Raw genomic sequence first — 12,661 nt, forward strand, 5'->3', positions numbered from 1 at the left:
CGGCGGCGGCCGGCGCCTCGCCCCCAGCTCTGCGACGTCAACCGGCTGGAGGCGACGGGCGCGGCGGCCGCCGTCAGCCGGAGCGCCGCCCTGTACCGGCCTCGGGTCGTGACGCCGCGCCCGGAGCCGGCCGGGCGACGTCCTCGACGGGGTCGTGGGAGCGGCGCCTGGCGATCACCGCGCACACCATCAGCTGCATCTGGTGGAAGAGCATCAGCGGCAGCACGGCCAGCGATGCCTGCGGACCGAACAGCACGCTCGCCATGGGCAGGCCGGACGCCAGCGACTTCTTCGACCCGGCGAACTGGATGGCGATGCGGTCCTCCCGGCCGAAGCCGAGGACCTTGGCGCCGTACCAGGTCAGGGCGAGCATCACGGCGAGCAGCACCGCCTCCACGGCGAGCAGCCCGGCCAGCCGGGCGGGGCCGGCCCGCTGCCAGACGCCGTGCACCATGCCCTCGCTGAACGCGGTGTAGACGACGAGCAGGATCGAGCCGCGGTCGGCGTGGCCGAGGACCTTCTTGTGGCGGGCGACGAAGCCGCCCATCCAGCGCCGCAGCAGCTGCCCGGCGAGGAACGGCACCAGCAGGTGCAGCACGATCCTGCCGATCGCGCCGGCCTGGAACCCGCCCGTGCCGCCGCCCAGCAGCGACGCCGCGAGCAGCGGGGTGAGCACGATGCCCGCCAGGGAGGAGAAGGAGCCGGCGCAGATCGCGGCGGGCACGTTGCCGCGGGCGATCGAGGTGAAGGCGATCGAGGACTGGACGGTCGACGGCACGAGGGTGAGGAAGAGCAGGCCGGCCCACAGGGAGTGGGTCAGGACCACCGGGACCAGCCCGCGGGCGGCCAGGCCGAGCAGCGGGAAGACGACGAAGGTACAGGCCAGCACGGTGACGTGGAGCCGCCAGTGCCGCAGTCCGTCCAGCGCCTCGCGGGTGGACAGCCGGGCGCCGTAGAGGAGGAACAGGAACGCGATCGCCGCGGTGGAGGCGCCGGAGGCCACGTCGGCGACGGCGCCCCGGGCCGGGAGCAGCGCCGCGAGACCCACCGTCGCGAGCAGCAGCAGGACGTACGGGTCGATCGGCAGCCAGGACGGCCGGCGCAGGCGTTTCACGGTGCTCCACGTGCTCGGACAGGCGCTCGGGACAGTTGCCCGGGACGCTTGCTCGGAACCCCTTCGCCCACGAGCTCGGCTCTCGGGCCGGTACGGGGACACGGGTTCCCCGTTCCATCCTGCTCCCTCACCCACCGATCGGGAATCCCGCACACCACTCTCACCGTCATCACGTTCCGCGATAGCCTGAGGCCGTGTACGACCCCGTCCACCTGCGCACCTTCCTGGCCGTCGTGCAGACGCTGAGCTTCACGCAGGCCGCCCGGCGGCTGGGGCTGCGCCAGTCGACGGTCAGCCAGCACGTCCGGCGGCTGGAGGACGCCACCGGGCGCCGGCTGTTCAGCCGGGACACGCACTCGGTGGAGCTGACGGAGGACGGCGAGGCGATGCTCGGCTTCGCGCGCCGGATCCTGGAGGTGCACGAGCAGGCCACGGCGTTCTTCACCGGCACCCGGCTGCGCGGGCGGCTGCGCTTCGGGGCCTCGGAGGACTTCGTGCTCACCCGGCTCCCGGAGATCCTCGAGGGCTTCCGGCACGACCACCCCGAGGTCGACCTGGAGCTGACCGTGGAGCTGTCCGGCACCCTGCACGAGCAGCTGGCGGCCGGGAAGCTGGACCTGGTCCTGGCCAAGCGGCGCCCGCAGGACCCGCGCGGTGAGCTGGTGTGGCACGACCGCCTCGTGTGGATCGGCGCGGAGCGCCTGCGCCTGGACCCCGACCGCCCGGTCCCGCTGATCGTCTATCCCCCGCCGGGCATCACCCGGGCCCTGGCCCTGGAGGCGCTCCAGCGCCAGGGCCGCGCCTGGCGGGTGGCCTGCACCAGCGGCAGCCTCAACGGGCTGATCGCCGCCGCCCGCGCGGGCCTGGGTGTGATGGCCCACTCCCGGGGCTTCGTCCCGCCGGGCCTGGTCCGCGTCCCGGACCGCTTCGGCCTGCCCGAACTCGGCCAGGTCGACTTCGTCCTGGTCCACGGCCGGCGCCCGGCCGCCGCGCAGGGCCCGGCGGACGCCCTGGCGGCGGCGATCCTCGCGGCGGGCGACCGGCTGCACCGGCACTAGCGAGTGCCGCGGGGGGCGCACGCCGGTGGCCGGGTGGTACGGATTCCATGGAGATTGCGGTGCCGCAACTTGCTCCACCGTCAGGAACCTGTCCGGTTCTTCTCCATGTGCGCGCATTTCCCCCCACTGGCCAGTGCCGGTCCGAGGGCCGCGCCGCGTGCGCGCCCCTCCCGCCATGACGGACCGTGAGGTAGCTTGCACGGCCTGTGCGGACGTCACAGGGGGCCGTCACAGAGAGCGAGGAACGGATTGCGCGAGTTCACCAGTCCTCCGGTGGCGGCGACACCCCCGGTGGGCGGTCTGGCCGACGTCGTCTTCGAGCACGCCCAGGACGACCCGCTGCACGTCGCGCTCGGCCGCAAGGACGACGCCGGGTACTGGCGGGACGTGACCGCCGCCGAGTTCCGGGACGAGGTGCTCGCCCTCGCCAAGGGCCTGCTCGCCGAGGGCGTCCGGTTCGGCGACCGGGTCGCCGTCATGTCCCGCACCCGCTACGAGTGGACGCTGTTCGACTTCGCGCTGTGGGCGATCGGCGCCCAGGTGGTGCCGGTCTACCCGACCTCCTCGGCCGAGCAGTGCTACTGGATCCTGTACGACGCCGAGGTGACGGCCGCGATCGTGGAGCACGAGGACCACGCGATGACCGTCGCCACCGTCATCGACCGGCTGCCGCGGCTGCGCCGGCTGTGGCAGCTGGACACGGGCGCGGTCCGGGAGCTGTACGACGCCGGCGCCCACCTCGACGACGAGGTGGTGCACCGGCTCCGCACGGCCGTCACCCCCGACACGGTCGCGACGGTCATCTACACCTCCGGCACCACCGGCCGCCCCCAGGGCTGCGTCCTGTCGCACGGCAACTTCATGTACGAGGCGGACACCGTCGTCGCCCGCTGGGAGCCGGTGTTCCACTCCCGCAGGGGCGACGAGGCGGCGACCCTGCTCTTTCTGCCGCTCGCGCACGTGTTCGGCCGGATGGTGGAGGTCGCCGCGGTCCGCGGCAAGGTCCGCCTCGGCCACCAGCCGCAGCTCAACGCGGCCGCCCTGCTGCCCGACCTGGCCGCCTTCCGGCCGACCTTCGTCCTGGCCGTGCCCTACGTCTTCGAGAAGGTCTTCACCGCGGCCCGCCGCAGGGCCGAGCGGGAGGGCAGGGCGGGCCCCTTCGAGAAGGCCGTCGACATCGCCGTGCGGTACGCGGAGGCGGTGGAGGCCAAGGCGTGGGGCGTCGGGCCCGGCCCGTCGGCGGGGCTGCGTATGCAGCACCAGCTGTTCGACAGGCTCGTCTACACCAAGGTGCGCCAGGCGATGGGCGGCCGGGTGCGGCACGCCATGTCCGGCGGCTCCGCCATGGACCGGCGGCTCGGCCTGTTCTTCGCGGGCGCGGGCGTGCAGATCTACGAGGGGTACGGCCTGACCGAGTCCACGGCGGCCGCCACGGCCAACCCGCCCGAGCGCACCCGCTACGGCACGGTCGGACAGCCCGTCCCCGGCGTCGCCGTGCACATCGCGGACGACGGCGAGATCTGGCTGCGCGGCCCCAACGTCTTCCAGGGCTACCTGAACAACCCCAAGGCCACCGAGGAGGCGCTGCGCGACGGCTGGCTGGCCACCGGCGACCTGGGCGCCCTGGACGGGGACGGCTACCTCACCATCACCGGCCGCAAGAAGGAGATCCTCGTCACCTCGGGCGGCAAGAGCGTGGCACCGGGGCTGCTGGAGGAACGCGTCCGGGACCACCCGCTCATCGCCCAGTGCCTCCTCGTCGGCAACGACCGCCCCTTCGTCGCCGCCCTGGTCACCCTGGACCGGGAGGCCGTCGACCACTGGCTGCACATGCGCGACAAGCCCCGGCCGGCCGCCGCCGAGCTGGTGCGCGACCCGGATCTGGAGACCGAGGTGCGGCGCGCGGTGGTCGCCGCCAACACGCTCGTCTCGCAGGCCGAGTCGATCCGCACCTTCCGCATCCTGGCGCAGCCGTTCACCGAGGAGCACGGGCTGCTGACCCCGTCGCTGAAGCTGAAGCGCAGCGCGATCGAGCGCGCGTACGCCTCGGAGGTCGAGGCGCTGTACCGGACGTGAGGCGGCTTTCCGGCCCTTTTCCGCGTCCGGAATGCATCCGGGCCCGTGATCGTTGACGATGTGCGTACCACCTTGACGACAACCGAAGGATCAAGAGCTCGTGAGCAGCAAGGTCCCCCCGATCATCCTCAACAACGGCGTCGAGATGCCGCAGCTGGGTTTCGGCGTCTGGCAGGTGCCGGACGACGAGGCGGAGCAGGCGGTCGCCACGGCGCTGGAGGCCGGGTACCGCAGCATCGACACAGCGGCGATCTACGGCAACGAAGAGGGCACCGGCAAGGCCCTCGCCGCCTCCGGCCTCCCCCGCGAGGAGCTCTTCGTCACCACCAAGCTCTGGAACAGCGACCAGGGGTACGACACCACCCTGCGCGCTTTCGACGTCTCCCTCGGCAAGCTCGGCCTGGACTACGTGGACCTGTACCTGATCCACTGGCCGGTCCCGTCGAAGGACCAGTACGTCGACACCTACAAGGCGTTCGAGAAACTGCACGCGGAGGGCCGGATCAAGGCGATCGGCGTCTCCAACTTCCTGCCGGAGCACCTGCGGCGGCTGATCGGCGAGACGTCGGTGGTCCCGGCCGTCAACCAGATCGAGCTGCACCCGCACCTGCAGCAGCACGCCGCCCGGGAGTTCCACGCGGAGCGGGGCATCGCCACCGAGGCCTGGTCGCCGCTCGGTCAGGGCAAGGGCCTGCTGGAGGTCCCGGCGATCGTCGCCATCGCGCGGAAGCACGGCCGCACGCCCGCCCAGGTCGTGCTGCGCTGGCACCTCCAGCTGGGCAACGTGGTGATCCCCAAGTCCGTGACGCCGTCGCGGATCAGGGAGAACATCGACGTCTTCGACTTCACCCTGGACACCGAGGACCTCGCGGCGATCAGCGCCCTCAACGAGGACCGCCGGCTGGGCCCGGACCCGGCTGCGTTCGACATCGCCTGACCTGCCGGGACACGCGTACGGGCGCCCCGGGACCGATCGGTCCCGGGGCGCCCGTACGCGCTCACAGCGCCCTGCTCGCCGTGTGCACCGTGTGGGCCGCCAGCAGGAACAGGTCCGGGCGGTGGTGCACGCTCGCCCGGTCGTCCGGGTCGACGAGACGGTCGAGGGCGGCGCGGTCGGTCGGGTCCAGCCGGTCGGCGAGCGCCGCACGGACCCGGGAGAGGGTGGCCGCGACGTAGGCGCGGGCCCGGCCGGGGGCGGGCGCGGGCAGGTCGAGCAGGAAGCTGCGGCTGCGGGGGCGGGTCAGGCCCGCGGCGGTCAGCAGCGCCAGCCAGTCCTCCGTCTCGTCCACAGTGCCGGGCAGCGACGCGCGCATCTCGGCGAACCACTCCTCCTCCAGCGCGTTCAGGCGCGCCTGGAGTCCCGGCCGGCCGATGCCGATGTCGCGCGGCAGGAACCGCGTCGGCAGGCCGCCCTCCACGATCGCCAGGATGCCGCCGGGTGCCAGGTGCCGGGCGCAGGCGGCCAGGGCGGCGCGCTGGTCGCCGAGGTGGTGCAGGCTGCGGCTGGCCCAGAGCAGGTCGGCGGGGTGGTCCAGGTCGCCGAGGACGCCGGGCAGGTCACCGGCCAGGGTGTCGAACCGGTCGGCGAGCCCGAGGCGGGCGGCGCGGGCGCGGGCCCGCTCCAGCAGCGGCTCCGAGCCGTCGACGGCGACGACCCGGGCGCCGGGGAAGGTCTCGGCGAGCAGGCAGGACACGACGCCGGGTCCGCTGCCCGCGTCGACGACCAGGCCGGGGGCCGTCCGCTGCTTCGCCAGCCAGGCCAGGGCCCGCTCGTACAGGGGCGCGAACAACTCGGCGCCCGCCTCCAGCAGCGGGGCCATCTCGCCCCAGTCGATGTCGGCGTGGTCGTGACTGTGTCCGTGGCCGTGGCCGTGGCCCTGGCTCTTGTGGTCGTGGTGACCGTGCTGGTGGTCGGGGTGGTGCTCGTGCGCCATGGGGTCAGCCTCTCCTCCGGGTGCCGCCAGCGTGCGACGGCGCACCGGAGGGGGCAAGCCGTGTTGCCGAAGCGGCAAACACGGCAAGCGGTGCTCGCGCTCGCGGCAGGCCTCCTCGCGGGCACAGCGCCCGCGCCGGCGGCCGGCCCCGCACCGGTGGCGGCGGCCGCCGACACGTACTCCTGGAAGAACGCCCGCACCGACGGCGGCGGCCTCGTCCCCGGCATCGTCCTGGGACGGCTGGGGGCACACGGGCGTGATGGGCCCCGCGTCCGGCTCCGTCGACCCGGACCGGGTGCCCGCGGCGGCCGGCACGTGCACCAACGGCCGGGACCCCGGCAACGGCGCGTGGTTACGGCGGTATGCCACCGCCACCGGCGTGTGGACGGACACCAGCCCGGTCGCGGAGTCCGGCACCTGCTACGGGTTCAGCGGCCCCGCGCGCGTCCTCAGGTGGCCTTGCGGAACGCGCGGAGGGTGAACCACGGGTCGGGGCGGGGGCGGTCCTGGTCGGGGAGGCCGGCGAGGCGGGCGGCGAAGCCGTCGGCGAGGGGGTGGCCGGGCGGCAGCGTGACGAACCAGCCGCGGTGCAGGTCGGCGATGGTGCGGCGGGGACTGCGGCCCTGTCCCCGGCCCCGGAAGCGGGTGGCTCCGGCGGGCCGCAGGCCGTGTTCGGCGGCGTACGACTCGACCGCCGGTGCCGTGTCCACGGCCGGGGTGCGCGGGCGGGAGGCGAGGACGGCGTCGATGTCGCTGCCGACGTTGTGGGCGGCGGCCTTGTCGACCGTCGTGACGTGGACGCCGCCCGGGCGCAGCACCCGGGCGCACTCGGCGACGACGGCCCCGACCTGCTCCGGCCGTGGCAGCAGATGCAGCAGCCACACGGTGGAGACGGCGTCGAAGAACCCGTCCGGGAACGGCAGCCGGCGGCAGTCCGCGATCACCACGGCACCGGGCAGGCGGGCGGCGGCGCGCCGGGCCATGGCGTACGTCAGGTCGGCGCCCGTCACCCGCGTCCCGGGCCGGGCGGCCGCGAGGTGCCGGGTGACGATGCCGGTGCCGCAGGCCACGTCGAGCAGACTGCGCGTGTGCCGCGGCACGAGGCGCAGCACGCCCCGCGCGGCGGCCGCCGCCCTGGGCTCGCCGCCCCGGGAGGCGTCGTAGCGCTCGGCCTCGTCGGTGTAGTCCAGCACCGGGCGCTCAGCGGGCGCCGTGCGCCAGGGCGAGTGCCTCCACCCGTCCGGCGAGCGCGAAGTCCGCCGCGGTCACCTTGCCGCCCGCGCAGTGCGTGGTGACCGTCAGGGAGACGGTGCGGTAGCCGAGGGTGAGGTCGGAGTGGTGGTCGAGTTCCTCCTGGACCTGGGCGATGTGCACGACCAGGGCGGTGGCGGCGAGGTGCGAGCCGAGCCGGTAGGAACGGGTGAGCCGGTCCCCGTCGAGCGACCAGCCGGACAGCTCCGCCAGCCGGTCCTCGATCTCCTTCTGCGACAGCGGTGCGGCGGGCATCTGGATCGCTCCCCTCGTGGACGGCGGGTACCCGTTCAGCGTGCCACAGGCGGGGCGGCGGCCGCCCCGCCTCGTCCGGCGGCGTCCGCTCGGCTACGGTCGGGCCCATGAGCCTGCTGTCGTCCGCGCCCGCCGTCACCCCCGCCGGCCCCGGCGTCGGCCCGCTGCTGCGGGCCTGGCGGGAGGAACGGCGGGTCAGCCAGCTGGAGCTGGCGCTGCGCGCGGGTTCGTCCGCGCGCCACATCAGCTTCGTCGAGACGGGCCGCTCGCGCCCCAGCGAGGAGATGGTCCTGAAGCTGGCCGAGCACCTGGACGTCCCGGTGCGCGAGCGCAACGCGCTGCTGCTGGCGGCCGGTTACGCCCCGCGCTATCCGCAGACGCCGCTGGACGACCCGGCGATGGACGCCGTGCGCGAGGGCCTGGAGCGGCTGATCCAGGGTCACGAGCCCTACCCGGCGCTCGTGGTGGACGCGACGTACCGCGTGCTGGCCGCCAACCGGGGCATCACCATGCTGCTGGAGGGCCTGCCCGAGTCGCTGCTCGGCCCGGAGCCGAACGCGATGCGGCTGACGCTGCACCCCGAGGGGCTGGCGCCGCGGATCCGCAACTTCGCCGAGTGGCGCGGGCATCTGCTCGCCCAGATGGAGCGGCAGATCGCGCTGCGCCGCTCGGCGGAGCTGCGCGCGCTGTACGAGGAGGTGGCCGCCTACCCGGCGCCCGAGACGGGCCCGGCCGGCGGCGAACCGGCCGGGCCCGTCTGCTCCTTCGCGCTGCCGGTCCGCATCGAGCACGACGGCCGGATCCTGTCGTTCGTCTCGTCGATCGCCACCTTCAACACGCCCATGGACGTGACCGTCGCCGAGCTGGCCGTCGAGACCCTGCTCCCGGCCGACCCGGCGACGGCCGGGTACCTTCACGCGCTGCTGCCCTGACGCGCCCTCAGCGCCGCGTACTGCAACGCGGCGAACCCGGCCACGGCCAGGGCCTGGAGCACGCCCCACACCGCGCCCGCGGTGCTCGGCGCGAGCCACAGGGCGAGCGCGAGGAGGCTGAGCACCGCCCAGGCGAGGTTGGCCTCGATCACCGCCCGCACGGGCAGCGCCGCCGGCCGGGGCCGGGCGGCGAGCACGCCGACGGCCGCCGCGTACGCGGCGAGCACGGCGCCGAGCACCGCCGGCAGTGCGGAGTCCACGCCGAGGAGCCGCCCGAGCGGGCCGGCGGCGACGAGGTAGGCGACGCCGTTCGCCCCGGTCACCACCGCGTCCAGCGCGAGGAAGCGGCGGAGCGCGGTCTGCGGCTCGGTGGTGCGGGCGAGAGCGGCGAGCTGAAGTGCGGACATGGCGGATCACCCTCCGTCGAGGTCGAAGTCGAAGTCGAGGTCAAGGTCGCGGTCGAGTCCGAGGCCGCGTGCGCGTTCCGGGCGGCCGAGGTGGGCCGGACCGGGGCCGGGGCCGGGGTCGGGGTCGGGCGGCCGGGTGCCGGGCCGGAGTGCGCCGGTCCGGCACCCGGTGGGACCACGATGGCCCGCCCGGGCGGGCGGGTCGATTACCTCCGGCGTCATGGCCGCGGCGGACCGGGTGGCGCAGGCCGCACCGCCGAACCCGTGAGAGCGCAAGCGGAACATGGCACACTGCACGCATGCTTTCGGCGCGTAGGGGAGGCGTGGCGTGAGTGAACGGCGGGCCGCGCCCACCGTGGGCCAGGTGGTCCTGGGCAAGCGGCTGCAGGAATTGCGCGAGGCGGCCGGACTCAAACGCGAGGAGGCCGCGCGTGTGCTGCGCGTGGCCCCGGCGACGGTGCGGCGGATGGAGACGGCCGAGGTCGCGCTCAGGATCCCGTATCTGCAGATCCTGCTGCCCGCCTACGGTGTCCCCGAGGCGGAGGTGACGGCGTTCGTCACGCTGGCCGAGGAGGCGAACCGGCCGGGCTGGTGGCAGCGGTTCAGCGACGTGCTGCCGGACTGGTTCAGCGTGTTCGTCAGCCTGGAGGGCGCCGCGCGGATGATCCGCTCCTACGAGCCGCACTTCGTGCCCGGGCTGCTGCAGACCGAGGACTACGCCCGTGCGGTGCTCGACGCCGGGACGATCGGGCAGTCCGGCGGCAAGGAGATGATCGAGCGGCACGTCTCGCTGCGCCTGGCCCGTCAGGAGCTGCTGCGCCGCCCCGACGCGCCCCACCTGTGGGTGATCATGGACGAGACGGTGCTGCGCCGGCCGGTCAGCACCCGCCAGGAGGTCATGGGCGCCCAGCTGGACCGGCTGCTGGAGGCCGCCGAGAGCGACCGGATCACCCTCCAGGTCGCCGAGTTCGTCACCGGTCCGCACCCGGGGACGTACGCCCCCTTCTCGCTGTTCCGCTTCGCCGAGCCGGAGCTGCCGGACATGGTCTTCACCGAGTACCTGACCGGCGCGCTGTACCTCGACTCCCGCGCCGAGGTCTCCGCGCACCTGGAGGTGCTGGACCACATGACCGCGCACGCCGCGTCGCCGCAGCGCACCAAGAAGCTGCTGCGGGAGTACCGCGGCGACCTCTGAACCCGGCCCGCCGACCGGACCGGCCGGCCGGCAAGGCGCTGCCCCTAGTCGACCCGGACGCCCACCAGGCAGGTGTCGTCGTCCGTGTCCGACCTGCTGTACGTCAGCAGCCGGTCCAGCTGCTGGTCCAGGGTCCTCGGCGCGGTGCGGGCCGTGGTCAGCAGATGGGTCAGCGACTCCTCCACGGAGCGGTCCCGGCGTTCGACGAGGCCGTCGGTGTACATCAGCAGCGTGTCGTCGGGCGCCAGTTGCACCTCGGCCTCCTCGTACACCGCCTCGGGCACGGCACCCAGCAGGATGCCCTTGACCAGCGGCAGCGGGGCGGCGTCCGGGCCGCGTACCAGCACGGGCGGCAGGTGACCCGCCCGGGCCCAGCGCAGGGTGCGCCGGCCGGGGTCGTACAGGCCGCACACCGCCGTCGCGGTGACCGCGCCGGTGAGGTGGTGCGCCACGATGTTCAGCCAGGACAGCAGCTGGCCCGGTCCGGCACCGGTGACCGCCAGGCCCCGCAGCGCGTTGCGCAGCACGACCATGCTGGTGGCCGCCTCGATGCCGTGGCCGGCCACGTCGCCCACGCACAGCAGCACCCGCCGCGACGGCAGCACCACGGCGTCGTACCAGTCGCCGCCGACCAGTTGCTCCGTCTCGGCCGGCCGGTAGCGTACCGCGACCTCCAGGCCGGGCATCTGCAGCGGCGCCTGCGCCGGGGGCATGATGGCGTGCTGCAACTGCAGCGCCAGCCGGTTGCGTTCGGCGGCCTGCTGCTCGGTGTGGGCGAGCTGGTCGCGGGTGGCGGCCAGCGCCACCTCCGTCCAGTGCTGGGCCGAGATGTCCTGGTAGGCGCCGCGGACCACGAACAGCCGGCCGTCGGTGTCGAGGACCGGCTCGGCGACCACCCGGAGGTGGCGGTTGACCCCGTCGGGCCGCTGCAGCCGGAAGGCCGCGGAGGCGGGCCGCCGGTGGTGCAGCAGCGTGCGCAGGAACCGGCCGATGGTCACCGCGTCGTCCGGGTGGGCGTGCGCGGGCAGGTCCTCCAGCGGCACCGGCGGACTGGTGGCGGACCGGCCGTACAGGTCGAACATCTGGCTGTTCCAGCTGATCTGGCCGGTCAGCAGGTTCTCCTCGAAGCCGCCGATCCGGCCGAGGCGCTGGGCGTGCTGGAGCAGGCTGGCCAGCCGGGCCGCCTCGTCCTCGATGCGCCAGATGAGCAGCACGCTGTTGCCGTGCCGGCTGATGCTGATGTCCGCCACCGCCGACAGCGGCACCTGGTCGACCAGCGCGGTCAGGTGCATGTGCCGGGCCCGGAACGGCTCGCCGGTGGCGTACACCCGCTCGATGCGCTGGAACAGCTCGCTGTCCCCGGCCGTCATCGGGTACGCCTCCAGCAGCAGCGCCCCGCTCACCACCGCCCGGGGCCGGCCCGCGGGGTCGAGGAAGCGGGTGTTGACGTGCTGGATGCGGAAGTCCGCCAGCTGCCCGGAGTCGTCCACGTGCGGCACCAGGACCAGGGCGGGGTCGTGCAGGCCGTCGGCGAGCTCGGTGAGTTCCGCGGCGTCCGGCAGCACCCGGGGCTCCGGCACCGCCTCGGCGCGCGGCGTGTACGTCTCCAGGGTGTGGGCGCACAGCTCCGCGAGCGCCTCCACCTGGCGCACGACCTGGGGCGGCTGCGGCTCCAGCGGGCCCGGCCAGGCGATCTCCAGCACGCCGTGGATGCGCCCCCCGGTGCCGGCGGGCACGGCCACGCGGCCGCCGTCCGGGTACACCTGCCGGCCGACCGTGGGCAGCCCGGTCTCGGCCAGCGACGTGATCCACTGGCCGCTGCGCTCGGCGAGCCCGCGGCGCGCCACCGTGGTCACGTCCGGCGGCACGTACCGCCAGCGGGACGCCTCGGTCGCGGAGAACCCGGCACTGCCCGCCAGGGTCAGCGAACCGTCCGTTCCGGCGGCCCACACGGCCACGGCCACCGCGCCCAGCGGGCGCAGCGCGTGCTCCAGCAGCGAGTCGGCGACGGCCTGCGCGTCGGACGCGGCGAGCGCCCCGCTCTCGGCGGCGCGCAGCCGTACGGCGGCCGCGTCGCGCTCCGCCGCGCCGAGGCCGGTGGCGGCCGCCAGGAAGGCGTCGGTGACCTCCGACATCCGGTCGCGGGCGGCCTGGTTGATGACCTCGACGGCGAACTCCAGCGGCGTGACCCGGGCCTGCTCGGTCAGCTCCGCGAGCTGCCGGGCGGCCTGTGCCGGGCCGCAGCCGAGCCGTTCGACCAGGATGCCCTTGGCGAGCTCGATCAGGGCCCGTCCCTCCGCCTCGGCCTGGGCCGCCCGCACCTCCCGCCGCAGCCGCTCGACCGTCGCGGCGAGCCTGCCGACCGGGGAGGTCGGGGAGGCCTCGGCCGGATCGCCGTCCGCCGCCGCGCCGGGTCCGTCCGGCGCCGCCGCGGCGGCG

The 12,661-nt window shown here is 74.7% G+C and carries 12 protein-coding genes and 1 pseudogene; 6 read left to right on the forward strand and 7 right to left on the reverse strand.

The window, feature by feature from the left end:
* Positions 1-73: 73 nt before the first annotated feature.
* Positions 74-1,114: a bile acid:sodium symporter family protein gene (locus ACFF45_RS34180; RefSeq protein ID WP_381350875.1), complete on the reverse strand. Its 1,041-nt coding sequence runs from the start codon at positions 1,112-1,114 to the stop codon at positions 74-76.
* A gap of 194 nt (positions 1,115-1,308) precedes the next feature.
* On the opposite strand from ACFF45_RS34180, the gene ACFF45_RS34185 reads away from it, so the two are divergent.
* The 3 genes from ACFF45_RS34185 to ACFF45_RS34195 all read left to right on the forward strand — a co-directional run bounded on the left by ACFF45_RS34185 (position 1,309) and on the right by ACFF45_RS34195 (position 5,185).
* Positions 1,309-2,172, forward strand: a complete 864-nt coding sequence (locus tag ACFF45_RS34185; RefSeq protein WP_381350877.1) for a LysR substrate-binding domain-containing protein — start codon at positions 1,309-1,311, stop codon at positions 2,170-2,172.
* Between the two features lie 249 nt (positions 2,173-2,421).
* Positions 2,422-4,248 carry an AMP-dependent synthetase/ligase gene (locus ACFF45_RS34190; protein WP_381350878.1) on the forward strand — a complete coding sequence of 609 codons (1,827 nt, stop codon included), beginning with the start codon at positions 2,422-2,424 and terminating at the stop codon, positions 4,246-4,248.
* Positions 4,249-4,348: 100 nt separating this feature from the next.
* On the forward strand, positions 4,349-5,185 hold the full coding sequence (locus ACFF45_RS34195) for an aldo/keto reductase (RefSeq protein WP_381350879.1): 837 nt from the start codon (positions 4,349-4,351) through the stop codon (positions 5,183-5,185).
* Positions 5,186-5,246: 61 nt separating this feature from the next.
* On the opposite strand, the gene ACFF45_RS34200 is transcribed toward ACFF45_RS34195, so the two are convergent.
* Positions 5,247-6,182, reverse strand: a complete 936-nt coding sequence (locus ACFF45_RS34200; RefSeq protein WP_381350880.1) for a class I SAM-dependent methyltransferase — start codon at positions 6,180-6,182, stop codon at positions 5,247-5,249.
* A 60-nt stretch (positions 6,183-6,242) separates the two neighbouring features.
* Between ACFF45_RS34200 and ACFF45_RS34205 the strand changes: the two are divergent.
* Positions 6,243-6,540 (forward strand): annotated as a pseudogene (locus ACFF45_RS34205) (xyloglucanase); the annotation flags it as partial.
* Between the two features lie 91 nt (positions 6,541-6,631).
* On the opposite strand, the gene ACFF45_RS34210 reads toward ACFF45_RS34205, so the two are convergent.
* Both ACFF45_RS34210 and ACFF45_RS34215 read right to left on the reverse strand, forming a co-directional pair.
* Positions 6,632-7,375 carry a class I SAM-dependent methyltransferase gene (locus tag ACFF45_RS34210; RefSeq protein ID WP_381350882.1) on the reverse strand — a complete coding sequence of 248 codons (744 nt, stop codon included), beginning with the start codon at positions 7,373-7,375 and terminating at the stop codon, positions 6,632-6,634.
* A 7-nt stretch (positions 7,376-7,382) separates the two neighbouring features.
* Complete coding sequence (locus ACFF45_RS34215) at positions 7,383-7,688, reverse strand: 4a-hydroxytetrahydrobiopterin dehydratase (protein ID WP_381350884.1); 306 nt, start codon at positions 7,686-7,688, stop codon at positions 7,383-7,385.
* Between the two features lie 107 nt (positions 7,689-7,795).
* On the opposite strand from ACFF45_RS34215, the gene ACFF45_RS34220 reads away from it, so the two are divergent.
* Positions 7,796-8,620 (forward strand): helix-turn-helix domain-containing protein, encoded by an 825-nt coding sequence (locus ACFF45_RS34220; RefSeq protein WP_381350885.1) that lies wholly within the window; start codon positions 7,796-7,798, stop codon positions 8,618-8,620.
* Here the strand turns inward: ACFF45_RS34220 and ACFF45_RS34225 are convergent.
* Both ACFF45_RS34225 and ACFF45_RS34230 read right to left on the reverse strand, forming a co-directional pair.
* Positions 8,602-9,027: a hypothetical protein gene (locus tag ACFF45_RS34225; RefSeq protein ID WP_381350887.1), complete on the reverse strand. Its 426-nt coding sequence runs from the start codon at positions 9,025-9,027 to the stop codon at positions 8,602-8,604. The two genes, ACFF45_RS34220 and ACFF45_RS34225, sit on opposite strands and share 19 nt — an antisense overlap.
* Positions 9,028-9,033: 6 nt before the next feature.
* Positions 9,034-9,249 carry a hypothetical protein gene (locus tag ACFF45_RS34230; protein WP_381350889.1) on the reverse strand — a complete coding sequence of 72 codons (216 nt, stop codon included), beginning with the start codon at positions 9,247-9,249 and terminating at the stop codon, positions 9,034-9,036.
* Positions 9,250-9,355: 106 nt separating this feature from the next.
* Here ACFF45_RS34230 and ACFF45_RS34235 point away from each other — a divergent pair, with 106 nt between their 5' ends.
* Positions 9,356-10,222, forward strand: coding sequence for a Sco1979 family transcriptional regulator (locus ACFF45_RS34235; RefSeq protein WP_381350891.1), 867 nt, complete (start codon positions 9,356-9,358; stop codon positions 10,220-10,222).
* Positions 10,223-10,266: 44 nt separating this feature from the next.
* Here the strand turns inward: ACFF45_RS34235 and ACFF45_RS34240 are convergent.
* Positions 10,267-12,661 (reverse strand): SpoIIE family protein phosphatase (locus ACFF45_RS34240; protein WP_381350892.1); only part of this gene is annotated, 2,395 nt, incomplete at its 5' end.

The organism is Streptomyces cinereospinus (assembly GCF_042430725.1).
Classification (GTDB): domain Bacteria; phylum Actinomycetota; class Actinomycetes; order Streptomycetales; family Streptomycetaceae; genus Streptomyces; species Streptomyces cinereospinus.